The 25,604-nt window shown below is 45.9% G+C and carries 27 protein-coding genes; 17 read left to right on the forward strand and 10 right to left on the reverse strand.

Annotated elements, in window-relative coordinates; translation table 11 throughout:
* Window positions 1-34: 34 nt before the first annotated feature.
* From KDM90_RS12095 to KDM90_RS12110, 4 genes are read left to right on the forward strand one after another with little or no spacing between them, the layout of a single operon-like run.
* Entirely contained in the window at window positions 35-139 is a 105-nt protein-coding gene (locus KDM90_RS12095) for a cytochrome oxidase small assembly protein (RefSeq protein WP_212675884.1), read from the forward strand.
* Window positions 140-157: 18 nt separating this feature from the next.
* Window positions 158-745, forward strand: coding sequence for a cytochrome c oxidase assembly protein (locus KDM90_RS12100; protein WP_212675885.1), 588 nt, complete (start codon window positions 158-160; stop codon window positions 743-745).
* 21 nt (window positions 746-766) lie between these two features.
* A complete protein-coding gene (locus tag KDM90_RS12105; protein ID WP_212675886.1) occupies window positions 767-982 on the forward strand; it encodes a DUF2970 domain-containing protein in 216 nt (71 codons plus the stop codon).
* A gap of 46 nt (window positions 983-1,028) precedes the next feature.
* On the forward strand, window positions 1,029-1,889 hold the full coding sequence (locus KDM90_RS12110) for a cytochrome c oxidase subunit 3 (protein WP_212675887.1): 861 nt from the start codon (window positions 1,029-1,031) through the stop codon (window positions 1,887-1,889).
* Between the two features lie 123 nt (window positions 1,890-2,012).
* Here the strand turns inward: KDM90_RS12110 and KDM90_RS12115 are convergent, their stop codons facing one another.
* Window positions 2,013-2,213 (reverse strand): twin transmembrane helix small protein, encoded by a 201-nt coding sequence (locus tag KDM90_RS12115; RefSeq protein ID WP_212675888.1) that lies wholly within the window; start codon window positions 2,211-2,213, stop codon window positions 2,013-2,015.
* A 32-nt stretch (window positions 2,214-2,245) separates the two neighbouring features.
* Here KDM90_RS12115 and KDM90_RS12120 point away from each other — a divergent pair, with 32 nt between their 5' ends.
* The 5 genes from KDM90_RS12120 (at window position 2,246) to KDM90_RS12140 (ending at window position 6,110) form a co-directional block, all read left to right on the forward strand.
* On the forward strand, window positions 2,246-2,965 hold the full coding sequence (locus tag KDM90_RS12120; RefSeq protein ID WP_212675889.1) for an SURF1 family protein: 720 nt from the start codon (window positions 2,246-2,248) through the stop codon (window positions 2,963-2,965).
* Window positions 2,955-3,539 (forward strand): SCO family protein, encoded by a 585-nt coding sequence (locus KDM90_RS12125; protein ID WP_329605327.1) that lies wholly within the window; start codon window positions 2,955-2,957, stop codon window positions 3,537-3,539. Before KDM90_RS12120 ends, KDM90_RS12125 begins: the two co-directional genes overlap by 11 nt.
* A 9-nt stretch (window positions 3,540-3,548) precedes the next feature.
* A complete protein-coding gene (locus KDM90_RS12130) occupies window positions 3,549-4,616 on the forward strand; it encodes a COX15/CtaA family protein (protein ID WP_212675890.1) in 1,068 nt (355 codons plus the stop codon).
* Window positions 4,613-5,497, forward strand: a complete 885-nt coding sequence (gene cyoE / locus KDM90_RS12135; RefSeq protein ID WP_212675891.1) for a heme o synthase — start codon at window positions 4,613-4,615, stop codon at window positions 5,495-5,497. The genes KDM90_RS12130 and cyoE overlap by 4 nt, the downstream gene beginning before the upstream one ends.
* A 64-nt stretch (window positions 5,498-5,561) precedes the next feature.
* Window positions 5,562-6,110, forward strand: a complete 549-nt coding sequence (locus tag KDM90_RS12140) for an SCO family protein (RefSeq protein WP_212676181.1) — start codon at window positions 5,562-5,564, stop codon at window positions 6,108-6,110.
* 105 nt (window positions 6,111-6,215) lie between these two features.
* Here KDM90_RS12140 and rpoH read toward each other — a convergent pair whose 3' ends face one another.
* From rpoH to ftsY, 4 genes are all read right to left on the reverse strand, one after another.
* On the reverse strand, window positions 6,216-7,115 hold the full coding sequence (gene rpoH, locus KDM90_RS12145; RefSeq protein WP_212675892.1) for an RNA polymerase sigma factor RpoH: 900 nt from the start codon (window positions 7,113-7,115) through the stop codon (window positions 6,216-6,218).
* Window positions 7,116-7,391: 276 nt separating this feature from the next.
* The gene (locus KDM90_RS12150) at window positions 7,392-8,309 is read right to left on the reverse strand and encodes a cell division protein FtsX (RefSeq protein ID WP_212675893.1); all 918 of its coding nucleotides are present in this window, start codon (window positions 8,307-8,309) and stop codon (window positions 7,392-7,394) included.
* 29 nt (window positions 8,310-8,338) lie between these two features.
* Window positions 8,339-9,037, reverse strand: a complete 699-nt coding sequence (locus KDM90_RS12155; protein WP_212675894.1) for a cell division ATP-binding protein FtsE — start codon at window positions 9,035-9,037, stop codon at window positions 8,339-8,341.
* Between the two features lie 33 nt (window positions 9,038-9,070).
* Window positions 9,071-10,132 carry a signal recognition particle-docking protein FtsY gene (gene ftsY / locus KDM90_RS12160; RefSeq protein WP_212675895.1) on the reverse strand — a complete coding sequence of 354 codons (1,062 nt, stop codon included), beginning with the start codon at window positions 10,130-10,132 and terminating at the stop codon, window positions 9,071-9,073.
* Between the two features lie 180 nt (window positions 10,133-10,312).
* Here ftsY and rsmD point away from each other — a divergent pair, with 180 nt between their 5' ends.
* The 3 genes from rsmD to KDM90_RS12175 all read left to right on the forward strand — a co-directional run bounded on the left by rsmD (window position 10,313) and on the right by KDM90_RS12175 (window position 11,978).
* Complete coding sequence (gene rsmD / locus KDM90_RS12165) at window positions 10,313-10,984, forward strand: 16S rRNA (guanine(966)-N(2))-methyltransferase RsmD (RefSeq protein WP_212675896.1); 672 nt, start codon at window positions 10,313-10,315, stop codon at window positions 10,982-10,984.
* Window positions 10,985-11,108: 124 nt separating this feature from the next.
* Window positions 11,109-11,594 carry a pantetheine-phosphate adenylyltransferase gene (gene coaD, locus KDM90_RS12170; RefSeq protein WP_212675897.1) on the forward strand — a complete coding sequence of 162 codons (486 nt, stop codon included), beginning with the start codon at window positions 11,109-11,111 and terminating at the stop codon, window positions 11,592-11,594.
* Between the two features lie 123 nt (window positions 11,595-11,717).
* Window positions 11,718-11,978, forward strand: coding sequence for a YfhL family 4Fe-4S dicluster ferredoxin (locus KDM90_RS12175; RefSeq protein WP_212675898.1), 261 nt, complete (start codon window positions 11,718-11,720; stop codon window positions 11,976-11,978).
* A gap of 10 nt (window positions 11,979-11,988) precedes the next feature.
* Here KDM90_RS12175 and KDM90_RS12180 read toward each other — a convergent pair whose 3' ends face one another.
* On the reverse strand, window positions 11,989-13,167 hold the full coding sequence (locus KDM90_RS12180) for a GGDEF domain-containing protein (RefSeq protein WP_230409775.1): 1,179 nt from the start codon (window positions 13,165-13,167) through the stop codon (window positions 11,989-11,991).
* A 175-nt stretch (window positions 13,168-13,342) separates the two neighbouring features.
* Here KDM90_RS12180 and KDM90_RS12185 point away from each other — a divergent pair, with 175 nt between their 5' ends.
* The gene (locus tag KDM90_RS12185; protein ID WP_212675899.1) at window positions 13,343-14,128 is read left to right on the forward strand and encodes a hypothetical protein; all 786 of its coding nucleotides are present in this window, start codon (window positions 13,343-13,345) and stop codon (window positions 14,126-14,128) included.
* A gap of 138 nt (window positions 14,129-14,266) precedes the next feature.
* On the forward strand, window positions 14,267-16,972 hold the full coding sequence (locus KDM90_RS12190) for a DUF4214 domain-containing protein (protein ID WP_212675900.1): 2,706 nt from the start codon (window positions 14,267-14,269) through the stop codon (window positions 16,970-16,972).
* Between the two features lie 67 nt (window positions 16,973-17,039).
* Here KDM90_RS12190 and ychF read toward each other — a convergent pair whose 3' ends face one another.
* Together ychF and KDM90_RS12200 are read right to left on the reverse strand one after the other, a co-directional pair.
* Complete coding sequence (gene ychF / locus KDM90_RS12195; RefSeq protein ID WP_212675901.1) at window positions 17,040-18,131, reverse strand: redox-regulated ATPase YchF; 1,092 nt, start codon at window positions 18,129-18,131, stop codon at window positions 17,040-17,042.
* A 138-nt stretch (window positions 18,132-18,269) separates the two neighbouring features.
* Window positions 18,270-19,667 carry an MATE family efflux transporter gene (locus KDM90_RS12200; RefSeq protein WP_212675902.1) on the reverse strand — a complete coding sequence of 466 codons (1,398 nt, stop codon included), beginning with the start codon at window positions 19,665-19,667 and terminating at the stop codon, window positions 18,270-18,272.
* 195 nt (window positions 19,668-19,862) lie between these two features.
* Here KDM90_RS12200 and KDM90_RS12205 point away from each other — a divergent pair, with 195 nt between their 5' ends.
* The 3 genes from KDM90_RS12205 to KDM90_RS12215 all read left to right on the forward strand — a co-directional run bounded on the left by KDM90_RS12205 (window position 19,863) and on the right by KDM90_RS12215 (window position 21,595).
* Window positions 19,863-20,771 carry an SPFH domain-containing protein gene (locus KDM90_RS12205; RefSeq protein ID WP_212675903.1) on the forward strand — a complete coding sequence of 303 codons (909 nt, stop codon included), beginning with the start codon at window positions 19,863-19,865 and terminating at the stop codon, window positions 20,769-20,771.
* A 146-nt stretch (window positions 20,772-20,917) separates the two neighbouring features.
* Window positions 20,918-21,400, forward strand: a complete 483-nt coding sequence (locus KDM90_RS12210) for an SH2 domain-containing protein (protein WP_212675904.1) — start codon at window positions 20,918-20,920, stop codon at window positions 21,398-21,400.
* A gap of 6 nt (window positions 21,401-21,406) precedes the next feature.
* The gene (locus tag KDM90_RS12215; RefSeq protein WP_212675905.1) at window positions 21,407-21,595 is read left to right on the forward strand and encodes a type II toxin-antitoxin system antitoxin; all 189 of its coding nucleotides are present in this window, start codon (window positions 21,407-21,409) and stop codon (window positions 21,593-21,595) included.
* Window positions 21,596-21,645: 50 nt separating this feature from the next.
* On the opposite strand, the gene pth is transcribed toward KDM90_RS12215, so the two are convergent.
* Both pth and uvrA read right to left on the reverse strand, forming a co-directional pair.
* Window positions 21,646-22,224, reverse strand: a complete 579-nt coding sequence (gene pth, locus KDM90_RS12220; RefSeq protein ID WP_212675906.1) for an aminoacyl-tRNA hydrolase — start codon at window positions 22,222-22,224, stop codon at window positions 21,646-21,648.
* Window positions 22,225-22,440: 216 nt separating this feature from the next.
* Entirely contained in the window at window positions 22,441-25,308 is a 2,868-nt protein-coding gene (uvrA, locus tag KDM90_RS12225) for an excinuclease ABC subunit UvrA (RefSeq protein ID WP_212676183.1), read from the reverse strand.
* Between the last annotated feature and the right edge of the window lie 296 nt (window positions 25,309-25,604).

Below are 25,604 nucleotides of genomic sequence, written 5' to 3' on the forward strand. Positions count from 1 at the left end.
GCTTGACCCCGGCAAAAGCCGGGGTGTCAAACATATGAAAAACCAAAAGAAAAGCAATCTAACAACAGCGCTGATTCTTGCTTCAGTTGTTGTGGTTTTTTTCATTGGCGTGTTTATTAAACAGTCTCTGTTGCGCTAGTGTGACCACGGAATCAGTATGACTGAAGAAACAAAGCAGGATGTAGTTGAAGAACGGCAATGGATCCAGCACCACAATTTTTTGATGTTAAAAAAATTATTGGTGATTGCGGTTGTAATGTTTGGTTTTGGCTATGCGTTAATTCCGATTTACAAGCAGATTTGCGAAATCACTGGAGTTAATATTTTGACGCCAAAAGATATTTCGGCCGATGCTGTGGTGAATTCACAGGTCGACAAGAGTCGTTTGGTGACGGTAGAGTTTGATGCAAACACCCAAGGGCCTTGGCGATTTCGGCCCACGGTGTCAAGCCTGCAAGTGCATCCAGGTGAAATGGCCCAAGTGATTTATGAGGTTGTGAATAAGCAATCTTACAAGATGGATGCGCAAGCGATCCCAAGTTATGCACCGCAACAAGCTGCACCATTCTTCAAGAAGATGGAGTGTTTTTGTTTTAAGCAGCAAACCTTGGAAGCGAACGAAGCACGTCAGATGCCGGTCTCGTTTTTTATTGATCCAGCACTGCCAAAAGAGGTAAAGACGATCACTCTGTCTTACACTTTTTTTGAAGTTGGATTAAAAGCAGAAACAAAGCCCGGAACCTGAAAGAATGAGAGTAAATAAGCCATGGACGATTTGAAGCAAGCATCAAAACGCAAAGCCTCTTTTTTAGCAACGGTAAAAGCGGTATTGTGGTCGTTCTTGGGAATACGTAAAAAGAGTGGCTATGAAGAAGATGCTGCACAATTGAATCCAATTCATATCGTGATTGCCGGTTTGATCGGTGCAGGTATTTTCATTACGAGTCTAATATTGATCGTAAAGCACGTCGTCGCAAAATAGAATAAGTAGTTTACAACTGAGTTTAAAATTGTATCGGGAGATGGAAATGAGTTCTCATAACGCTAATGCACCTTATTATTTCGTGCCAGGTCCTTCACAGTGGCCAGTTTTGGGTGGCATTACTTTATTGTTGACTATGCTCGGCGCGTCTGCCTGGGTAAATGGTGCAGCATGGGGTGCCTACCTGAATTTTGCTGGCATATTGTTGACTTTGGTGGTTTTGTACAAGTGGTTTGGTGATGCGATTGCTGAATCAGAAGGTGGAAAATACAGTGCACGTATTGACACGTCATTTCGCTGGAGTATGAGTTGGTTTATCTTCTCTGAAGTGATGTTCTTTGGTGCATTCTTTGGTGCTTTGTTTTACGCCCGTAGTATCACGATGCCTTGGTTGGCGGATCTTGATCACAAAGTTCTCTGGCCTGACTTCGCAGGGCAGTGGGGCACGGTCGGTCCAGCAGGAACCGTTGAGGCGTTTAAAACCATGGGACCATTCCCTATCCCAACAATTAACACGGCGCTGCTCCTCGCATCGGGTGTGACATTGACGATTTCTCATCATGCCTTGCGTGAGGGCCAGCGTTCAAAAACTGCATTCTGGTTATTTGCAACAGTTTTGCTCGGCGCTATATTTATGGGCTTCCAAGCTTACGAGTACATGCACGCTTACAGCGAGTTGAATTTGAAATTGACTTCTGGTATCTACGGTTCAACTTTCTTTATGTTGACTGGGTTCCATGGATTCCATGTCACAATGGGCGCAATCATGTTATCGGTTGTGTTATACCGAGTCATGAAAGGTCACTTTACACCAGAACAGCATTTCGCATTTGAAGGCGCCGCTTGGTATTGGCACTTTGTCGACGTGGTTTGGTTGGGCTTGTACGTTGTTGTGTACTGGTTGTAATCTTTAGTTGAATAAACAAAAAGCCGCACGTTGTGCGGCTTTTTGTTTATTGTGCACATGCACGACAGGACATTCTTCCGTGCATATTGGGCTGGATACGTAGGTTTAATAAATGAAATTTTCTTAGCGTATCCCAGTTGGTTGAATCAGTCCAAAGTGATTCGCAACAAGAATGAGTATAAATAGGCTGATAGAAAAACCAACACGAAGCGCCAGTGCTTTGACCGTTCTATTACTTTTACCTTTGTCTTTCATTAAGTAAATCAAAGCAGATCCCAAGCTGAGTAAAATCAGCAGAAATGCAAGTGCGACTAGAATTTTCATATGATTTTATTTTCTGCAAAAGCGCTATTGTAATGCTTAAGTCAATTATCACCCGAATTCTGCCATTAGTGGCGACCCTATGTTTATGTTTAACCGGTATTTTGCTGGGTAATTGGCAAACAAGACGGGCGGAAGAAAAAGAATCCTTGGCGGAACAAATAAAAACGCAAAAGATTCAAGTTGCGGTAGAGGTTGATGACGCTGCGTCCTATGCCCAGTTGAAACCTCTTCAAAAGATTCAACTTAAGGGGCAATTCGTGGCGACATGGCCGCTTTACTTGGATAACCGACCTATTGGTGGCGTCGCTGGATTTTACGTTCTAATGCCATTTAAGCTAAAGTTCGCAAATCAATATATTCTAGTCGCACGCGGCTGGATTCCACGCGATCCCTCAGATCGGACTAAAATACCGCCTTTGCAAACTCCCGAAGGAGAGATTCAAATTCAAGGGATGGTACGAGATCATTTGGATCGTACCATGCAGCTTGGCAATGCGGATGTATTGAAGCCAGGGGCGATTGTTCAGACGGTCTCAATTCCCTCGCTGTCGCAGCAGACGCAACTGCATTTATTGGACAGAGTGGTCGAACAAACCTCAGATTTGCCTGATGGCTTGAGCCGAAAATGGCCTGAACTGAATGCTGGAGCAGACAAACATAGGGCTTACGCATTTCAATGGTATGGCTTGGCATTGATGGCCGCCATTTTTTTTGTTGTTACAAGGATTCGTCGTGGAAAAAATCGAAACTAAAAAGTCAGCTGGGCGTTGGAAACTTTTCGCGGTTATTGCGGTGTGTGCTGCACCGATGATCGCTTCGTATTTCACTTATTACGTAATTAAGCCCGGTGCGAAGAATAATTACGGAGCCATTTTGGATGCCCGCATGCACCCTATCCCTGACCTCAAACTTCAATCCTCTGAGGGGGGCGAGAGAGAGCTCAGTGATTTCAAAGGCAAGTGGCTTATGTTACAAGTTGATGCGGCCACTTGTACTGAAGTTTGCCAGCGCAAGCTGCTAGAAATGCGTCAATTGCGCCTAGCACAAGGTAAGGAGATGGATAGGATCGAACGTATTTGGTTGATTACTGATACCGCGACGATTTCTGAGCAAATCAAGCCAGGAATTGCAGGCACACAATTACTGCGTGCTGATCGAGCGAAACTGGATAAGTGGTTACCGACTGAGCCCACAACCAAAATTGAGGATCATATTTACCTGATTGATCCTCTCGGCAATTTGATGATGCGTTTTCCAAAAGACGCCGACCCGAATAGAGTGAAGAAAGATTTAAGCAAACTTCTGAAGGCTTCTTCGATAGGTTAATTAAACATTATGCTTGCTCAACTTGCCATTACTGGGTTGTTGGTCGCCCTTTTCCCGCTCACCATAGTATGGGCTTCGAAAGATAGTAACAAATACCGCAAATTGATTGCCGTCACTTTATTTCTGACGTTCGATTTAATTGTTTTTGGCGCGTTCACCCGACTGACTGATTCTGGTCTCGGATGTCCTGATTGGCCAGGGTGTTATGGACAAGCGAATCCATTTCAAGCGCATAGCGAGATTCGTGCAGCCGAATCTTTGATGCCCACTGGTCCCGTTACTTTGGTCAAAGCTTGGATAGAAATGATTCATCGATATATCGCGATGAGCGTCGGTGTATTGGTGAGTTCTATGATGGTTATCGCTTGGTGGCGACGCGCATCGATGCGTTTCTCTCCTCGATTACCCACGGCACTTTTCGTTCTTGTCTTGGTGCAGGGTGCTTTTGGTAAATGGACTGTTACGATGAAATTGCAGCCTATTATTGTGACGATTCATCTCCTGCTGGCTCTCTGCATCTTGTCTCTTTTGGTTTGGGCATGGATGCGAGAAACACCGTTCGAATCCTTTGCATTGCCGCGATGGTTGCGCCAAATCAGTTCTATCGCCATGATTGTGTTGTTATTGCAGGTCGCACTTGGCGGTTGGGTCAGTACAAATTATGCAGCACTAGCCTGTCATGACTATCCGACATGCAATGGACAGCTGATCCCTGAGCTAGATGTACAGCATGCCTATGCACTTTGGCGGGAACTGGGGAAGACATTGGACGGGGACTTTATTCCGCATTCTGCTCTAGTCACAATACATTGGGTGCACCGTAGCTTTGCGTGGGTTGTTTTTATCGTATTAGGGATAACGGTCGCACTTGCTCGGCGATCTCCGGAGCTAAAGCAGCTGGCAAATGGGGTTGGTCTCATCTTGTTTTGCCAATTCTTATCAGGTGTTGCGACGATTTATTTTTCATGGCCATTGACTATCGCTGTCCTGCATAACGCTGGTGCAGCAGCGCTCGTTCTATTGCTTAGCATGTTAAACTATCGGGTTCGCTCAAGCGCTAAAAGTATTTTCCAATGACCAATCCAAGCACCTTGCCCCATCGCCTTTCACAGTATCTTGCCCTCACTAAGCCCAGGGTAACGCAACTTGCTGTTTTTTGCGCTGTGATAGGGATGTTTTTGGCAACGCCTGATCTACCCGATTGGCGCTTAGTTATTGCTGCGACCGTGGGTATTTGGCTATTGGCTGGTGCTGCCTTTGCTGTGAACTGCTTGGTCGAACGCGAGATTGATGCACGGATGGCGCGTACTGCACGACGTCCAAGCGCTCAAGGAGAAATGACGGCGGTACAAATCATGGGTTTTTCAGTACTGATTGGTGGCGCTGGAATGGGTATTCTCTATGTCTTAGTGAACCCGCTAACCATGTGGTTAACATTCGTCACTTTTGTTGGTTACGCGGTGATTTACACAATTATTTTAAAACCCGCGACACCCCAAAATATTGTCATTGGTGGCCTTTCTGGCGCAATGCCTCCGGCACTAGGTTGGGCGGCGGTTGCGAATGAGGTTCCAATGCAAGCTTGGTTATTGGTCTTAATTATTTTTGTTTGGACGCCGCCTCATTTCTGGGCGCTTGCTATGTATCGGCGCGATGACTACGCCAAATCGGGCTTACCGATGCTGCCTGTAACACATGGCCCCGAATTTACTCGATTCCATATTTGGCTTTATACCATCGCTCTGTTCGCTACCAGTCTTTTGCCATATGCTGCAAAGATGAGTGGTTTGATTTATCTTGTGAGCGCTGTGTTGCTTGGACTGGCGTTTCTCTGGTATGCCTGGAGGATTTACCGCCACTATGATGATGTGCTAGCGCGCAAGACTTTTACTTTTTCAATTATCTATTTGTCCTTGTTGTTTGTGGCTTTATTGGTCGATCACTATCTAAAGTATTGATATGAATAAATCACCGTTATGTTCGCAACTTTTAAAGTGGATTGTTTGTGTGGGGGCAAGCTTGATGCTCACGAGTTTGGTCGCCTGCAACAAGTCCGAAGAGAAATTTCTCAATACCGATTTGACTGGGCTGGAATACGCGCGTGATTTTGCTTTAATCGATCAAAATGGACAACCGAGAACTTTGGCAGACTTCAAAGGTAAGGCGGTCATTTTGTTTTTTGGCTACACGCAGTGTCCAGATGTTTGTCCAACGACGATGTTTGAAATGTCGAAGGTAATGACACAAATGGGGCCATTAGCCGACAAAGTCCAAGTCTTGTTTGTTACGGTTGACCCCGAGCGAGATACCCAAGAGCTTTTGGCCGCCTATGTTCCGAATTTCGATAAGCGTTTCTTAGGTTTGTATGGCAATGCCGAAGCGACTGCGAAGGTGGCAAAGGAATTTAAGGTTTTTTATCAAAAAAGTCCCGGTAAAAATCCTGATAGCTACACGATGGATCATACCGCTGCAAGTTATGTCTTTGATCCGCAAGGGCGCATTCGTTTATATATTCAATATGGTCAAAAAACCGAATCAATCGTGCATGATTTGAAGGTCTTGTTGAAGTAAAGTGTCGACATCGTATTTCGATATTATTGAATTTAGAAGAGAAAAGGCACTCTATTGAGTGCCTTTTTTTATCGTTCGCATGTCGCTGTTGCGTGGTTGAAAATCTTAAGCAAAACTGCTTAATGTACCTTTCATTTTCTTTAAAGCGGCACTTTCGATTTGACGAATACGTTCTGCGGACACGCCATACTCATCGGCCAAATCGTGCAAAGTCACGCCAGATCCATCATCATTTTGCAACCAACGAGATTCAATAATGTGCCGAGAGCGAGGATCCAGTTTTGCGAGAGCGGTTTCCAATCCTTCACTTTGCAAGCGATCATATTGTTGCGCTTCAATTACTTGAGTGGGTTCTTCTGCCTCAGTTTTTAAATATGCGATCGGCGCAAATTTTTCATCTTCGTCATCGCTTGAAGCATCTAAAGCGACATCATGCCCAGATAAGCGCATTTCCATTTCAATGACATCTTCCCGTTTGACATCAAGCTTGCTGGCAAGCTTGTCAATTTGAGCAGGAGTCATGGAGTCGAGGCTTTCTTTATTTGATCGCAGATTGAAAAACAATTTGCGCTGGGCTTTGGTTGTTGCAACCTTCACCAAGCGCCAATTTTTCAAAATGTATTCGTGCATTTCTGCTTTAATCCAGTGCATTGCATAGGAAACCAAACGAACACCTTGGTCTGGATCAAAACGTTTTACAGCTTTCATCAAACCAATGTTTCCCTCTTGGATCAAATCGGCATGCGGCAAACCATACCCTAGGTAGCCGCGTGCGATTGAGACCACCAAACGTAGATGCGACATAACCAGTTGTTGTGCAGCATTCAAATCATTTTGGAGTTTGAATTTGGTTGCAAGATCAGTCTCTTCTTCTTGCGATAACATAGGCAAACGGTTGACCGCGGAGATATAGGCATCGATATTACCTAGTGTGCCGGTAAACCCCAGAGCTAAAGCGGTGCTATCCGAAGAGCGCAAAATGCCTTGTGCTGATGTTTGTGTCATGTTTCCTCCTGATTTTGAATCAGATTAATTCTTTAAAGCCGAACCGAAATGGAGATTCAGGGTCTTTCAAATATCTATATTAGCACTCAATCGACATGAGTGCTAATAATCTGTACGTTTTGAAGAATTTCAAGTCTCTTGCTGTAAATAAATTAATATTTGGGTTAATTCTCACGGCGATCTTAGTCAAGTCCAACTTTCGACAATTCTTGAGATCAAAAAGTTGCATTCCGGAATGCAAATTGAGGTGCTGAACTTGATTTTGGCAGTGGAATACTAAATGACGCTCTTTGCTAGTTGGCGACGAACCGATAAATAGGCGCCGCATAGGCCAAGAATTTTGCTAATTAAAATTAAGGCCAAGCTCGGAAAGATGCCAAGAGGACTGAGGTGGAACTCGGATGCGTACAATTTTGCAAATTCAGCAATGGCTTGATTCAACGGTTGCAAGGACAGGGCTACCAGTCCCAAAGCTAGGCATCCAGCCAGTACGCCGAGCATTGCACCAGTGTAGTAATAAGGTTTATGAATGAAACTGTTGGTCGCGCCTAGCATTCGACTCACGCTAATTTCCGCTTGATGGGAGATCACTTGAAGTCGTGTTGCATTGAAAATCACCACAATGACGACCACAGCGAGTGTGCCTGCTAAAAACAGGAGGGCAATTTGCATGACTTGTAGTAGAGCTGCGAGGCGCTTAACCCAAGCCGAATCAACTTGCACGACGTCGACTTGGTCAAGACCTTGGATTGTCGCACTTAGTTGTTCCAGTTTATCACTATCTGAATTCGACAATGCCAAAACGTACGCATCGGGTAAGGGGTTGCCTCCCAACGTTGCTAAGACTTCGGCTAGGTTGTTTGTGCCTTCCATAGCCGCAAGTGCCTTGTCTTTTGGCACAAATCGGACTTTGGCGCTCACTTTTAATTCTTTGAGTATATTTTTTATTTGTGCCTGCGTTGCCACGGCATCTTGCGATGCCAGATCTGGCTTCAAGAAGACACTTAATTCAGGCTCGATCGAAAGTTGGGAGGCGACGGGCTGAATGTTTTGAATGACAGTTAGGCCGGCAATGGGCAGTGATAGTGCGATTGCGACCACGAGCACATTAAACAAGAAATTTCCAGGCGCTGCACGTAAATGGGTCAAAGCACTGCTAAGTGCATAAGCATGTTGACGGAACCAGTTAATCATGATGGGTTGAAATCCTTAGTCTTTAAAACTCAAGCATGGATCGGCTGCATCTCAGTTGCAGGTTGCCCAGAAGTCCATGAATCGACGACTTCGCCCTTATTTAGGTAAATAACGCGATTTGCCTGATCGAGAAATTGTTCATCGTGACTTGAAATAATGCAGGTCACGCCGGAACGCTGAAAGGCTCTTAGCGCATTCACTACGATAACAGCATTGTCTCGGTCAAGATAAGCAGTTGGTTCATCGGCTAAGATGATCTGTGGTCGATTGACGATCGCGCGCGCGATGGCCACGCGCTGCTGCTCCCCACCGGATAAGGCAAGTGGCGAGGTATGCGCTTTATCTGACATATTGAGCCGTTCTAACGCAGCGTATGCACGGATCTCTGCTTCCTGCACTGACTCACCAACCACAATCATCGGAAGCATGACATTTGCTAAGACGCTGCGGTCATTCAATAATCCTTGACCTTGAAGAATTAAGCCGAGTTTGCGTCGCAAATATGGGAGACTACTCGCAGTTAACTGGTCGATACGTTGTCCGTTCATGACGACCGTACCACTAGTCGGCTTTTCCAGTCCAGCGATTAAGCGCAGTAAAGTGGATTTTCCGGCACCAGAAGGACCAGCCAAAAAAACTAGCTCTCCATCTCCGATACTCAATGTAACGTCACGCAATGCAAGAATGCCTTGTGCGTAGGATTTACTAACGTGCTTTAATTCGATCATTGCAAGCTTTCAACGGTCGTTTTTCAATCTCATTTACTGAAGTAAGGCATCAACGAACTCTTGTGCATTAAATGCTTGCAAGTCTTCGATTTGTTCACCTACACCGATGAAATACACGGGAATTGGGCGTGTCTTCGCGACGGCCGCAAGTATTCCCCCTTTGGCTGTTCCATCGAGCTTGGTAATAATCAGTCCAGTTAATTGCAAGGCATCGTCAAACGCCTTTACTTGAGCGAGTGCATTCTGTCCGGTATTTCCGTCGATCACCAGCAAGACTTCTTGTGGTGCTCCGTCCATGCCTTTGCCGATTACACGCTTGATTTTTTTTAACTCCTCCATGAGATGGAGCTGTGTAGGCAAACGTCCGGCGGTATCGACCATCACCACATTGGTGCCGCGCGCCTTGGCCGATGCAACTGCATCAAATGCGACGGCAGCCGGATCGCCCGATTCTTGAGCGATGACAGTAATATTATTCCGCTCACCCCAAACCATTAACTGCTCGCGTGCCGCAGCGCGAAACGTATCGCCCGCGGCAAGCACGACTGATTGTTGGTGATTTTGTAAATGTTTGGCTAATTTGCCGATTGTTGTGGTTTTGCCTGCGCCATTTACGCCTGCAATCATCATAACGAGCGGCTGGTGACGTCCTAACTCAAACGGTTTCTGTAGTGGCAATAATAATTCTATTAGTAGTTCTTTCAGAGCGCGCTTCACTTGCTCTGCTTCGGTCAATTTTTCTTCTTTGACCTTACGTTTGAGTTGGTCCAACACATAGACCGTCGCCTCGACGCCAGCATCTGCGCTGAGCAGGGCGGCTTCCAGATCATCGTAGAGGTCTTCGTCGATTCTTGCGCCTATAAAAAGTGTGGTGAGATTTGAGGAAGTCTTCGCCAAACCTTGTTTTAGTCTTGCTATCCAAGATAATTTTGCAGGCTGATTCTCGCTTGGCTTTGAATCCGGCACCGAGATGGTTGCTGGAACGCTCTCTAATTTCGATCCACGTTCTGAGTCCTCTTTGAACGAGGTTTCAATGGCTTCATGTGAGTCTGGGGTTACGACTTCGGGTGTTTTTTTTCTGAAAAAGCTAAACATGGATCGTCTTTTGACCTAGAAAATTAGATAGGAGGAATCGCAATCAGGATCTGTGAGCTGAAGTCGCCGGCATAGCAGGAAAAATGACAGCGTTCGCCAGAGAATTACCGGGCTACCGCGAAAAACCTTTAGAATGCTGCCATTCTAACAGAGCATGCCGTCGATTTTTCGGCAACGTTTATGAATCATCACAAGAATCTACAGAAACCGACCAATGTCCTTGGAAAACAAACAAAGCATGGCCAAGCAAGTCACCAAGTTCGAATCATTGGTGGGGTTTGGAAGAGGACGCCTTTGACGGTAATTTCAGCGAATGGTTTGCGTCCGACCCCAGATCGAGTACGTGAGACAGTTTTTAATTGGCTGCATCATTTGTTTGCTGGGCAGTGGGGTTCCGTCCGTTGTTTAGATATGTTCTCTGGGAGCGGAGCATTGGGATTTGAGGCGGCAAGTCGGGGGGCGCGTCAAGTTTGCATGTTTGAAGCTTATCCGCCAGCGTTCCGTCAGCTAGAGCAAGTTAAAGTGAAACTCAGGGCGGAGCAGGTTGAATTGATTCGAGGGGATGCCCTTCTTCTTGCGCAACACCGTATCAACGCACAAGAGCAGTTTGATGTAATTTTTTTGGACCCCCCGTTTCACCAAAATATGCTGGAGAAGATCCTCCCTCTTTGCCTTAATCTACTCGCCCAAGGTGGGGTAATATATGTTGAATCTGAAACTGTTTTGGCACCTGATCTGCTTGGCTCTGATTTGAGTGTAGGTTCGTTTTGGCAGGTTATCCGACAAGATAAGGCAGGCACTGTGCACTTTCATTTGTTGCAACGCAGCACGGAAACGGGTGAAGCCGTTTAAAATCTGGGATAATGCGCTTTCTATAAAGAACGAGGTAGTTTTACTTGGCAATGAAAAGCCAAATTAAAATTGCTATTGTAATAATATAATAATCGCTAACCACTCCACACCAAGGGAAACGCAAATGGTCACAGCTGTCTATCCGGGAACCTTTGATCCGCTCACACGTGGCCATGAAGACTTAGTTCGCCGAGCTTCAGGCTTATTTGATACTTTAATTGTCGGTGTTGCTGACAGCAAAAACAAGAAACCTTTTTTTTCTTTAGAAGAGCGTTTGAGTATTGCTAACGAGGTGCTTGGACATTATCCGAACGTCAGAGTGGAGAGTTTTTCCGGTTTGTTGAAAGACTTTGTTAGGAAGAATGACGCCCGCGTAATCGTTCGAGGCTTGCGTGCAGTATCTGATTTTGAATATGAATTCCAGATGGCTGGTATGAATCGTTATTTGTTGCCGGATGTCGAAACAATGTTTTTGACACCTTCTGATCAGTACCAGTTTATTTCCGGTACGATTGTTCGTGAGATCGCACAATTTGGCGGTGATGTATCGAAGTTTGTTTTTCCCTCTGTCGACGCGTGGTTGAAAAAGAAAATCGCTGAACAACGATAATCGTGGCGAAAAGTGAAGAGCATTGATTGAAAGTTCTTCGAATCGACGAACGTCGGACTCTTAATTGTATTGAATCGCTGCGTCGATTAAACGCAAGCAACAAAGCTACAAGCAGACATAAATATGGCCTTATTGATTACAGATGACTGCATCAATTGTGATGTGTGTGAACCGGAATGCCCAAATGAAGCAATCTATATGGGGCCGGAGATTTACGAAATTGATCCGAATAAATGTACGGAGTGTGTGGGCCATTACGATGTGCCGCAATGTCAACAAGTTTGTCCAGTCAGTTGTATCCCGTTCAATCCAGCATGGCGTGAAAGCAAAGAGCAGTTAATGGCAAAATATGAAGCTTTACAAGCGGCCGCAAAGAAAAACTGATACCCAGTTTTTAGCCTGCAGATTCTCTGACGCAATTACGTCCTTGTTCTTTGGCCTCGTAAAGTGCTCGGTCTGCGCGCAGCAGTAATGCTTTTGCAGCACTCTCTATTTCTCCGAGATTATGGTCATCTGATAGTGTCGCCATACCAATTGAAATGGTGACATCACATGCTCCGCTTTGGTGCAGTAAGAATGGCTTACTTGCAATACTGTTGCGAATGCGCTCTGCTACCAGCACAGCGTTCCTATGTGTTGTGTTGACTAAGAGCACAACGAACTCTTCCCCACCAAAACGACCAATCGTATCGCTAAGGCGTAATTCTGCTTTGATCCGTTTCGCCACTTCTCTTAAGACATCGTCACCGCCTTGGTGTCCGTGCTGATCATTGATGTTCTTAAAGAAGTCGATATCGAGATACATGCATGCAATTCCATAATGCTGACGTCGTGCCCGACCAATTTCTTCGAGAATCCGATGTTCAACATGGCGTCGATTGCTTACGTTGGTGAGTGCGTCCGTAAGGCCAATTTGGGTTAGGCGTTCACTATTAATGACGTTCTCGAGACAAATTGCGATGATCGAAGCGAGCCGTTCAACGAAGTCAGTTGCCATGTCAACGGAAAATCGCAAGGGATCCTCGCTACCGAGATTGAGGCTCCCAAGTAATTTACTTTGTCGTATCAGGGGAATGATCGCCATGCTAGTTGGTGCTTCGAAACACACTTGAAACATGTCTCCATGTAAGGTCTGATCGTAGTGGCCAAGAACGGGTTTTTTCAACGGCTGTCCGTTAATCCGTAAATCTGCCTCAGACTCAGCGAAGAGCAGAAAGGGAAATTCGTCCCGGTCAATCTTCAAATCCGCCAACATTTCTTGCAAATTATGCTGCGTATTGACGAGGCATAACGTGACTTGATCCAGTTCACAAATATCGGCAAGCGTGACAAAGATGTGCTGGATTAACTCGCGAAAGCTATGAGAACCAATCAACTGTAAATCGAGAGATTGATGTCGATTGAGTATTTCTTGATTCTGTCGCGCCTCACTCAAGAGGTCGAGTAACTGCGCACGGACGCTTTGCAATTCTTGCTGCAAGGCCTCGACTGTGTGGCGATTGCCGGAGTTTGGTAGCTTATCCATAGCGTGATCGAGCGCGTGAGTAATGGGTGGATATTTTAATAATGTCATTACTGTATCATAGCGTTTGCGCTGCAAGCGTGAACTCACAGTGTTTAACAAGTGATGCATTATTGATTTTGCTGACTTAGTCAGCGACCTGTCGCAGACTTGCGACAAAAAATTAATATTGAGCATCAATTCGACTTAATAGGCTCAATCCTTTCTGCCTCTTGCGAGACTGCATATGAAGAAGTTTGCTTTAGTTGTTTGGTTCTCAGCTGTTTGTGTTTTTACCTCTGTTAAAGCACAAAGTACATCGACAGAAGTCGTGGATGTTGCTCCTCAATCGGTGGAAATCAATAGCGTCAAAGACCCAGATTGGAAATCCTATTCAGTCATGTTGAAGGGGCTTGATGCATTTGAAAAATATCATACGCTAGCGCCCGATGCCGTCGCAAAATTTGTTTTAAAGCCGCGAAAGGCTGAGTTAAATTTAGAAGGTTTACGCTTACGCCTCGCGAGTGACGAATACACGAGAGCGATCCCAATTCTTGCCGATGGAAGTTTTGTTTTGCCGCGCGACGAAATGGCATTGCAACAGAACGCCGAGTTAATGTTGAATCGCGGTAAAAATTTGTATCGATGGTGGCCAAGAGTCGAAACGCCCGGACTTAATACAAATCACCGCCGATTAGGCGATCTACGCCTAGAATGTGAAATGTTCTGGGCGATTCATTATGACGATCTCCCTTTTTTTGCGAGAAATGCTGTGCGCTTGCTTGGTGGTCCGTGTCGCACAAAAAAAATCACCTTTAGTTTTCCAGCGCAACTACGTGATTTAGAGTTTGCTGAACTAGTTGATGGTGAAAAACGCATCATTCTTCCAGTCGACTCAGAGAAGTCTACCTACACTTTATCTCTATTGAATCCAGACTTTAGCGATAACGCGATGATTGAATTGCGATATGCGCGAAAGAATGCAGAACTTAAGCGAAATGATCATGGACTCGATGTCCAGTTGAAATGGTAGTACCGGAGGGTATTCGTTTTAGTAGATGTTAAATGACTTTCTTGTTATCAGAAAGACGGCTCTGATACTCCTTTATAATGTAAATCAATTAATCAATTAATTAATCAATCGATAGCCTATCAAACCTAGAAAATTATTATGACCACTCATGTTTTGGATTCGAATCGAGCCGCGTTGACCCAGATCTCTTTTCAAAGAGGTGATGTATTTCAATTTAAAGGTCTAGCTTACTATCTTTATTTTAATTTCAATGACTTGAAAAATGGCGTCTTTAAAATTGACTACGGCCTCGCCATCGCTGGTGAAATAAAGTTTTTTGAATTGCAAATTCTAGGAAGCAATCTGAAATATGATGACCTAAGTGATTTGCATTGGATGACCGACGATGGTGCAAACTACGTGTTCGCAAAGACCAATCAAATTCTTGGTGGCGGGGATGGAATAGATTTTTTATATGCGAGTCAATCAGGAAACGTCTTGTCAGGTGGGACAGGCGATGATTGGATAAACGGCTCCAATGGCCCAGACGTTTTACATGGCGACGCTGGGAATGATGATTTGTTTGGAGGCAAAGGCGATGATCTTTTGTATGGTGACGTCGGCAACGATCACTTAATTGATGCTGAGGGAAACAACGCCTTGTACGGAGGTGACGGCGATGACATTTTGAGCATTTTCGGGGCGCACGGCGACAATCTACTTGAAGGGCAGGAGGGAAATGATCAGCTATTTGCTGGCGAAGGGAAAGACACACTTCGAGGTGGACTGGGCGATGACCTATTGAGTGGCAATGGCAACGATCGTTTAGAGGGCGAAGAGGGCAATGACAGTCTACGAGGCGGGTCATACCAGGATGGTGGCAGCGGTGATGATACTTTGGATGCACAAGGTTCCGAGGGTGCCGTCATCATGATCGGCGATCAGGGGAACGATACCGTGCGAGGCGGCTTTGGCGACGACACGTTGTTAGGCGGTAAGGGGGATGACTGGCTTGTTGGGCGTGCAGGCAATAATTCTATGGAAGGAGGGGAAGGAAATGATCTTATTCAGATTAATTTTTTCCCTATCTTTGGATCGTTACAAAACAAAGCTGGAAATAGCATAGGAAGTGGCGGCGAAGGCGACGATAATTTGATTTTTGCTGGCGGCGATGATCTGATTAGTGGCGATAACGGATCCGATGCACTGTTCGGGAATAGTGGACGGGATACCTTGGATGGTGGAACTGGCGAAGATTTTTTGTTTGGTGGTTTGGGCAACGATCAATTAAATGCTGGTGCCGATGATGACTTCATCGCGGGAAGCGCGAATCCTTTAATGCGGATCGTATTGGGAGAAGATCCACTTCAGTTCTTTGCGTTTGACTACGACCAAGATGGAAATCTAATAAGTGATTCTGTAGGTGCACAGACCTTGGGCGGCGGCGATGATGTGATTGATGGCGGCGCAGGGTTTGACACCCTGTTTTACTCTGGGGAACGCTCTCAATATGCAATTCAAATGGTTGGACGGGTTTTACACATTACCGATCAAAGTGGTAAGTCGGGGACTGATCAGATCACGAATGTCGAAATGTTTGTCTTTGGCGAGCAAGCATTTGTATTTGATCTCAATTCAGCGGCTGCAGACACATATCGACTTTATCAGGCTGCATTTGGTCGTACACCCGATACGGATGGTCTGAGTTATTGGTACAAGGAGATGCAGGAGCATCACGCAACACTGCACGATGTCGCGCAGAATTTTGTTAGCTCGTTAGAATTTCAACGAGTTTACGGCTCTGCACCCGTTATCGAGCGAGTCCTACAAGGATTTTATCAACACATTTTGGGACGAACCCCTGACCTTGAGGGTTACACGTATTGGCACGATGAATATGTCATGGGAAGAATTGATCTTGCTGGCATTTTGGCGAATTTTTCTGACAGTCCCGAGAACCGTGAACTGACTGCTTTTGCTATTCAGCAAGGTGTTCCATTGCATATTGACTTAGGTGAGCGGTATGACAAGACGAATCGTTTTGTCTACGGAGACGAAAACAGTAATAGCTTATCGGGAACGGTCGGAAATGACCATCTGTTTGGTTTGCAAGGGCAGGACCAATTGTTGGGTGGTGCTGGGGATGACATCTTGTTTGGTGCTGAGGGTAATGATGAATTATTCGGTGGAATGGGTAACGATTTTTTGTTTGGCGGTCTAGGGGAAAATCAAATTGATGGAGGGACTGGTATCGATACCGCCTACTTCGGGAGCGCGATATTTGAACAAAACCCTAGTCGAGATAATTTTGCATTTGAAAAGGTAAATGGCGTTCTGACAGTGACTAATATTCATAACGGCGAAAGTATCGATCATTTACTTAATGTTGAGCGCCTAGCCTTCATGACCTATATCGAAGCTGGCGATACTTCGCGTTGGGGGGCTCGTGTGATAGCTTTTGATTTTGACGGTAGCGCGGGGGAAATTTTTAAACTCTATGAAGCAGCGGCCGGTAATGACTTGGCCTCGGAAATAGAAGCATTTCGACTGGGTGAACTGATTGCGTTGCGCGATCAAGGGCAAAGTTTGCAGTCAATTGCGGAGCAATTATTAACTTCCTCTTTATTTAGTTCGACCTACTCGGATATTCATAATTCAGAATTATTTGTGCAGCAGTTGTATCAAAATTCTTTGGGGCGTGCCCCAGATCAAGAGGGATTGAATTATTGGAAAGGACAATTGAATAGTGGAAAAATGTCACCCGCAGATTTATTGGTCACGATTTCTCAGGGACAGGAGTTTCATTTGAAAATTGTTGGAAGTATGCTCAATGGGATTGAATATTGGGGCGTACTGCCAATTTGATGAATCCAAATAGAAAAAGGACACCGGCAGTGTCCTTTTTTCTCGAGAATTCTTGAGACGACTTGGTTTAGACGTTGAACAAGAAATTGAGTACATCACCGTCTTTGACGACATATTCCTTACCTTCGGCGCGCATCTTTCCAGCTTCTTTGGCCCCAGCTTCGCCTTTGTGAGCGATGTAGTCTTCAAAAGCGATTGTTTGTGCTCGAATAAAGCCGCGTTCGAAATCGGTGTGGATAACGCCTGCAGCTTGCGGCGCGGTATCGCCGATATGAATAGTCCACGCACGGACTTCTTTCACGCCCGCAGTGAAATATGTTTGTAGCCCTAGGAGCTTGAACGCTGCACGGATCAAGCGGTCTAGACCAGGCTCTTCCATGCCCATGTCTGCGAGGAAGTCCGCTTTGTCCGCGTCGTCTAAGTCTGCAATTTCAGACTCGATTGCGGCGCAAATGGCAACGATAGGTGCATTTTGTTTTGCAGCAAATTCTGTCAATTGATCTAGTAATGGATTATTGCTGAAACCATCGTCTGAGACGTTGGCGACATACATCGCTGGTTTCGCAGTGATCAGACACATAGGCTTGATTAATGCCATTTCTTCTTTGTCTAAACCCATAGCGCGAATTGGCACAGCGTCGTTTAAGCCCGGCATAATCTTCTCTAACAAGGTCACTAGCTTGAGTGCATCCTTGTCGCCTGAGCGGGCTTTTTTGTTTTCACGGTGAATTGCTTTTTCAACGGAACCCATATCCGCCAAGCAGAGCTCAGTTTGAATCACTTCAATATCATCCAAGGGACTAACTTTGCCGGCGACGTGAATCACATTGTCATCTTCAAAGCAGCGTACGACATTCACAATCGCGTCGGTTTCGCGGATATGTGCCAAAAATTGATTGCCTAATCCTTCACCTTTAGAGGCTCCAGCAACTAAGCCAGCGATATCGACAAATTCGACGATCGCATTTTGTACTCTCTCTGGTTTAACGATTTCAGACAATTGCTTCAAACGAGGATCTGGTACTTCGACGACGCCGACATTGGGTTCGATCGTACAAAATGGATAGTTTTCTGCCGGGATGCCTGCTTTGGTCAAGGCATTGAAAAGTGTAGATTTGCCGACGTTAGGCAGGCCGACGATACCGCATTGAAGACTCATGATGAACTTTGCTTAGAAATGAATGCACGCAAAACTGGCGTGAATAGGTAAAGATGATGCAGACGAAGTCGCTATTTTACACTATGTGATCTTAAAGTCGTTTTATTCTTGCTTAATTGGCACGATATCGCTATTTTTCTATGAGATGGATTTACGCTCTTGACTGAGATGATAAGCAATTCGGGTACTGGAAAGTCGATGTAAGAAAATACCTAGTAGAACAGCAGCGACGGTGAGTCCGAGCACCAGTCCTATCCAAAATCCGTTCGCTTCCATCGGTTGACTTGGATGCCAAGGCATCCACTCCGGTGCGAGTCCTAGTGCACAACCGATAGGAAGGGCAAAACCATAAAATGCCATGATATGGATGAACATGGGAACGCGAGTAACCTTGTAACCACGCAGCGCGCAGGAAAAAGTGACTTGCGCAGCGTCAGAAAGTTGGAAAATCGCCGCCAAAAGTAATAAGTCCGCTGCAACCTGCTGAACCGCAGGATCGGAGGTGTAGGCAGCAGCAACTTGGTATCTCAGCAGTGTCATTGCACTTGCAGAGATGACCGCAAAAACAAGGGAGATCCCAACACCAGTCCAAGAGACAAACCGCGCTCGAACTACATCGCCTTCGCCTAAAGTTTGGCTAACCCTAGTCGTTAGCGCAATCCCCAAGCTCATTGGGACCATAAAAATAAGCGATGAGAAATTCAATGCGATTTGATTGGCGGAGATCGCGACCACACCAAATCTGGCAACCAGTAGACCCACTGCGCAAAACGCAGAAACTTCAGCAAAATAGGTGACCCCAATCGGCAAGCCGATTTTTAACATCGCGCGGATTTCACTCCATTTTGGAGCTTCGCGGTGAGTGAACGGAAAAGTTTGCCGATAGACTGGTGCGCGATGTATCCACCATAGCATCGCACCGAGCATCAACCACATCGCAAAACCCGTCGCGAGCGCGCACCCAGTTGATCCCAGTTGCGGCAAACCGAATTTGCCATAAATGAATAGATAATTCACGATCACATTGAAAGCCAAGCCGAGAATGGCGATTACCATGACTGGCTTGGTCTCATTCAGGCTAGTGGTGTAACTATACAATGCCCGATACATGGCGAAAGCCGGCATGCCAATACTAATGATGCGCACAAATTCTGTGGCTTTCTGTTGTACATGGGACTCTAGTTGCAGATAGTTGAATACGATGGTGGAAAAATTAAGGAGTGCACAAGCAATCAGGCCTACTCCAAACGCCATCCACATGGACTGGCGCATGATATGCGGGATTTTATCAAATGCACCTGCTCCGACCTCGTGGGCGACGACCGCATTGATGGCAATCATCACCCCCATTACGGTGACTAAAATAATCGACCAAAGTGATGCCCCTAGTGCAACCGCTGCCAAGTCATCTGCACTGAGGTGACCTGTCATGGCAACATCGGCAACTGACATTCCCACTGTGGCTAATTGTCCTATTAATACCGGCCACGCAATTTGCCAGAGTTTTGCAAGCTCGCTTCGTATTTTTGTTTTCATGGAGTCGTGGGAATCGCGGTCTTTTTTACTTTGAGGCATCTTACCTGAACTGCCAAATTTGTTGGTTGTCGCTATTTGAAAAATTTTTATAAATGCACTTGACAATTGAAAGGAGTGATCCTAAAGTGATATCACTTTGATTTCATTTGTTTCACCCTTGTGCAGTCGACTTACAAAGTTATAAAGGAGAATTTGATGATTGTTGAAAATCAGGATTTAACGAAAAAGCGCATTCAGGAACGCCAGTTGAAATCGATGGACGGTTATCTGATGTTGGTGTGTGGCTTGGCATTGCATGCGCTGGGGATTATCTTATTGGTTACTGGAACTGAACCAAGTGTTTTGGGGGTGAGCGCAAAACTCATTTTAAATGTCATCGGTACGATGATTTTTGCGGGTCTCTACATGCTGCAGCCGAACGAGGCAGCATTACTCTCTCTATTTGGACAATACAAGGGCACGGATCGTAGTGAAGGCCTGCGTTGGGCAAATTTTCTATATACAAAAAGAAAGGTCAGTTTGCGCGCTCGTACGCTCAATACGCCACCTTTGAAGGTTAATGATAAAAGGGGAAATCCTGTCGAAATTGGGGCTGCTATTGTTTGGCGAGTTGAAGAGACTGCACTGGCAATTTTCAATGTGGATGATTTTGAGCGATTTGTGCATGTCCAAGCAGAGGCAGCGCTACGTCATTTAGCCGCTCAATATGCGTATGACGATGGTGAAGACTTAACTGAGGGCGAGACTACGCTACGATCGGGAATGGAAGTCGTTGCGAGTGCCATGCGTCAAGAGTTACATAATCGCTTTGTCGCCGCTGGAATTGATGTGGAGGACGCCAAATTAACTCACTTGGCTTATGCCCAAGAAATTGCGCAAGTGATGCTCCGCCGGCAACAAGCTGAAGCAATCATCAGTGCCCGTAAGAAAATTGTGCATGGCGCAGTCAGCATGGTCGAGGAAGCGCTGCAAGGCTTATCAGAACGGAAAATTGTTGAACTCGATGACGAAAGAAAAGCTGCTATGGTCAGCAATCTGTTGGTTGTTTTATGTTCCGACAAAGAGACGCAGCCTGTCGTCAACACAGGCACCTTGTACAATTAATCTTGATCTCGAAGAAGGGGGGATGCAATGGCGACAGTCATGGTAATGATTGCGATCGTTGTGATTGGGGCAAAGTCGCAGAGTAAACTTCGCAAGTTAGCGCGCATGAACGCTCAGGCAGCGTTGAAAATCGAGGAGAGTAAAAAATGACACGAGCCCACTTTCAATCACGTCAGTGGATGACAGTACTTTGGATTCTATTGCCGATGAGTACTCTAGCGGTTGCGCTGTTTGGAATAGGGGCGGATAAGGGGCAAAGTGCGCATACTTTTTGGAATGTGCTCGGTATTATGTTGGTCGTCAATTTGATAGTCTTATCAATGTTCGCACACTTGAGTATTGTTCTGAACGCGCGAGGCTTATATTGGCGCTTTGGAGTACTACCTTGGCCTAGGTGGGAGCTTGCTGGCGCGGAAATTGCCTTCGCGGAAGTTTGTCAAAGCAAATGGTATGAGGGGAAAGGCATACGGTTGACAGCCGAAGGTATGCTCTATAATGCTGCGGGAAACGGTGCTGTTAGAGTTCATAAGAAAGATGGCAAATCTTTTCGACTAGGCTGTAATAATCCACAGCAATTATCGACGCAAATTAATATTTTATGCGGTGCTCCTACCGCGAGCGCAAAGTAATACAACATGGCGAGCCCGGGTAAAAAATCTTTTCCACTGCGTATCGATCCAGTCTTATGGGCTGAGATTGAGCGTTTGGCAGCGCAGGAATTGCGTAGTGCCAATGCGCAGGTGGAATATTTGTTACGAGAGGCCTTGTTGCAACGAGGTCGAAAGCTCCCGCGTAGCGAAGATGAAAACTCAGATGTCAGGTGAGTCCAAGAACTAATTCAACAGATTGTTGGCGCGTTCTTTTAGTTTCTTAGTTATTTCGCAATGGTATGCAATTTCGTCATCGCATCGGCGAACTCGCCTTTAATCAGCATCGGAATGATGTCTACCCCACGCTCGATCGATTCATCAATCAAGGGCTGCTCTTCTTTGCGCGGCCTATGCAAAACAAAATCCGCAACCCCTTGCTGCAAATTCAAAGTACGTGGATGACCAATGCCGATCCGCATGCGCCAATAGTCCTGTGTGCCCAGCGCCGCCGTGATATCTTTCAGGCCATTATGTCCACCCGAGGAACCACCTTTTTTTAGTTTAGCTAAACCCGGTGCGATATCGAGTTCGTCATGCACGACTAAAACTTGTTCTGGCGTGATTTTATAAAAGCGACAGATTGCACCAACTGATTGTCCAGAGCGATTCATAAAAGTCTGTGGCTCTAATAGCCAAACCTCTTCACCCGCGATGCGAGTCTTAGCGATCAAGGCGTTGAAGTTTTTGTCGCGTTGCAAGCTACTACCCGCAAGTTGATCGATCAGCCAAAAACCTGCGTTGTGGCGGGTTTGTTCATATTCAGGGCCGGGATTTCCTAGGCCTACGATTAGTTTGATGCTCATAATAATTTGACTGAATTTTTATATTGGAACTCCCTTCTCCCGCAAGCGGGAGAAGGGGCGGGGATGAGGGTACTCGAATTACAGCAAACGCTGATCTCTTTCCTTATGCTGATTTTTTGATAGATACTTGGCATAGGCATTCGAACTATCTGAACTTCCCTCATCCCAACCCTCTCCCGCATACGGGAGAGGGAGTTTTATACATTGTTAGGGATTTTACTTCTTCTTCAACAGCGGCAACAAATAATGCCCAGTCACGCTATGCTCATTCGCCGCCACGTCTTCCGGTGTGCCACTCGCAATAATTCGTCCACCGCCAGCACCGCCTTCTGGTCCCATATCCACAATCCAATCCGCGGTTTTAATCACATCGAGATTGTGTTCAATGATCACCACGGTATTGCCCTGATCGCGCAGGCGATGAATGACTTTTAACAGCAGAGCGATATCGTGGAAATGCAAACCTGTGGTTGGCTCATCCAAAATGTACAAAGTGCGTCCTGTATCACGCTTCGATAGTTCTAAGGATAATTTCACGCGCTGTGCTTCACCGCCAGAGAGCGTCGTCGCACTTTGTCCGAGGCGGATATAGCCTAGGCCAACATCCAACAGGGTTTGCAATTTGCGGGCGATTAATGGCACTGGTTTGAAGAATTCATGTGCATCTTCCACTGTCATTTCTAAAATCTCGTGGATGTTTTTACCCTTGTATTGGACTTCTAAAGTTTCTCGGTTGTAGCGTTTACCATGACAGACATCGCAAGGCACATACACGTCAGGTAAGAAGTGCATTTCGACTTTGATCACGCCATCACCTTGGCAAGCTTCGCAGCGTCCACCTTTGACGTTGAACGAAAAACGTCCGGCGCTGTAGCCGCGTTCTTTGGCAACAGGTACGGTCGCAAACAAATCGCGTATCGGTGTGAATAGACCTGTATAAGTCGCAGGATTCGAGCGCGGTGTACGACCAATAGGCGCTTGGTCAACTGAGATGACTTTGTCGAAGTGTTCAAGACCGCTGATGCTTTCAAATGCTGCGGGTTCCGTTTGCGAACCATACAGATGGCGTGATGCTGCCAGATACAAAGTATCGTTGACCAAGGTCGATTTACCCGAGCCAGACACACCCGTCACACAAGTGAGCAGACCGACAGGCAATTTCATCGTGACTTTTTTCAGATTATTACCTGTGGCACCAGCGATTACGAATTGCTTTTCGTGATTAAACGCCGTGCGTTTCTTCGGGACTTCAATTGCTAAGTCGCCCGACAAATATTGCGCGGTTAAAGAGCGCTTACTTTGCATGATATCGTCAAGTGAACCTTGGGCGATCACTTCCCCGCCATGCACACCTGCACCAATTCCCATATCGACAATAAAGTCAGCACAACGAATCGCGTCTTCATCGTGTTCTACAACGAGCACACTATTGCCGATATCGCGCAAATGTTTGAGCGTGCCGATCAAGCGGTCATTGTCGCGTTGGTGCAGGCCAATGGATGGTTCGTCCAACACATACATCACACCGGTTAAGCCCGAGCCAATTTGTGAGGCAAGACGAATCCGTTGCGCTTCACCACCCGACAAAGTATCGGCACTGCGATCGAGCGACAAATAATCGAGACCGACGTTATTTAAGAAAGTGAGGCGAGAGCTGATTTCTTTAATGATGCGATCGGCGATGTCGCGTTTGGCGCCTGTTAATTTGAGCTTGCCAAAAAATTCCATACCCTCACGCAAAGGCATCGCACTGATTTCATAAATCGCACGCTCTTGTTTGCCCGTGCCAACTTTCACATAGCGCGCTTCCACGCGCAAACGTGCGCCGTGACAGGATGGACATTCTTTTTCATTGATGAACTTTGCCAATTCTTCTTTGACTGCCATCGAATCCGTTTCGCGATAGCGTCTTTGCAGATTGGTGACGACGCCTTCAAAGCTATGTTCTTTGATGACGGTGCGACCTTTTTCATTCACGTAAGTAAAAGGAATACTTTGTTTGCCAGAGCCATACAAGACCACTTGCTGCGCCGCTTCTGGTAATTGTTCAAACGGCAGATCAAGATCGAAATCATAGAAGGCCGCTAGATTCGACAACATCTGGAAATAAAATTGATTACGTCTATCCCAGCCTTTGACCGCACCACTCGCTAAAGACAAATTCGGAAAAGCGACGATGCGCTTAGGGTCAAAGAATTCGATGTGACCAAGACCATCACATTCAGGGCAAGCGCCCATAGGATTGTTGAAAGAGAACAGGCGAGGTTCTAGTTCTTGTAAGCTATAACCGCAAGTCGGGCAGGCAAATTTATTCGAGAATAATTGCTCGTGTCCGCTATCCATATCAACGACCAAGGCGCGTCCTTCGGCGATACGCAAGCAGGTTTCGAATGATTCGGCTAAACGTTGTTTGATTTCGGCTTTGACTTTGACGCGATCCACCACCACGTCAATCGTGTGCTTTTCTGTCTTCTTGAGTTTAGGTAAATCATCGACATCGTAGATCTTCGCAGCATGCGTGCCACTTTGCACACGGAAGCGCACAAAACCTTGCGCCTGCATTTGCTCAAATAAATCAACGTGTTCACCTTTCCGATTCGAGACTACGGGTGCCAAAATCATCAGCTTGCTGTCTTCTGGCATCGCCAACACTGCATCGACCATTTGCGATACAGATTGCGCTGCAAGAGGGTTTTCTGGATGATCGGGGCAATAGGGTGTACCAACGCGCGCATATAGCAAACGTAAGTAGTCGTGAATCTCTGTCACCGTGCCGACCGTCGAACGTGGATTATGTGAAGTCGCTTTTTGTTCAATCGAAATCGCGGGGGATAAACCTTCGATCAAATCGACATCGGGCTTCTCCATCAATTGCAAAAACTGACGTGCATAGGCGGATAAGGATTCCACATAACGGCGCTGACCTTCCGCATATAAAGTATCGAAAGCCAGTGAGGATTTGCCAGAGCCTGACAAGCCTGTGATCACCACCAGCTTATTACGTGGCAAATCGAGATTAATATTTTTCAGATTATGTGTACGCGCACCACGAACCCGGATCGCATCCTTTTTGGGGAGCGGCATGTCCGTTGCATCAAATTCGATTTCTGCTGGTGCGGACTGTAAGGATTTCTTAGTTTTGCTAGTGGTCATGAAACAGTTCCTGCGTATGAAGGGGTTCTAAGTGCAATAAAGAAAAGAATTTTGATTCAATTCACGATATTTTTCGTTTTTTAAATGAAATTTAATCTCGGTCAATTGAACTAATGTAATTCTGAGCCGCATTTCGAAATGAAAAGCGAGCAACCTGATACTATAGCGGGTTTTCAAAAATAAGCGCGAGTGTTGAATTAAATTGTCCCGAGAATCATTGTTGTGGG

The organism is Affinundibacterium fentianense (genome assembly GCF_018139545.1).
Taxonomy (GTDB): domain Bacteria; phylum Pseudomonadota; class Gammaproteobacteria; order Burkholderiales; family Burkholderiaceae_D; genus Undibacterium; species Undibacterium fentianense.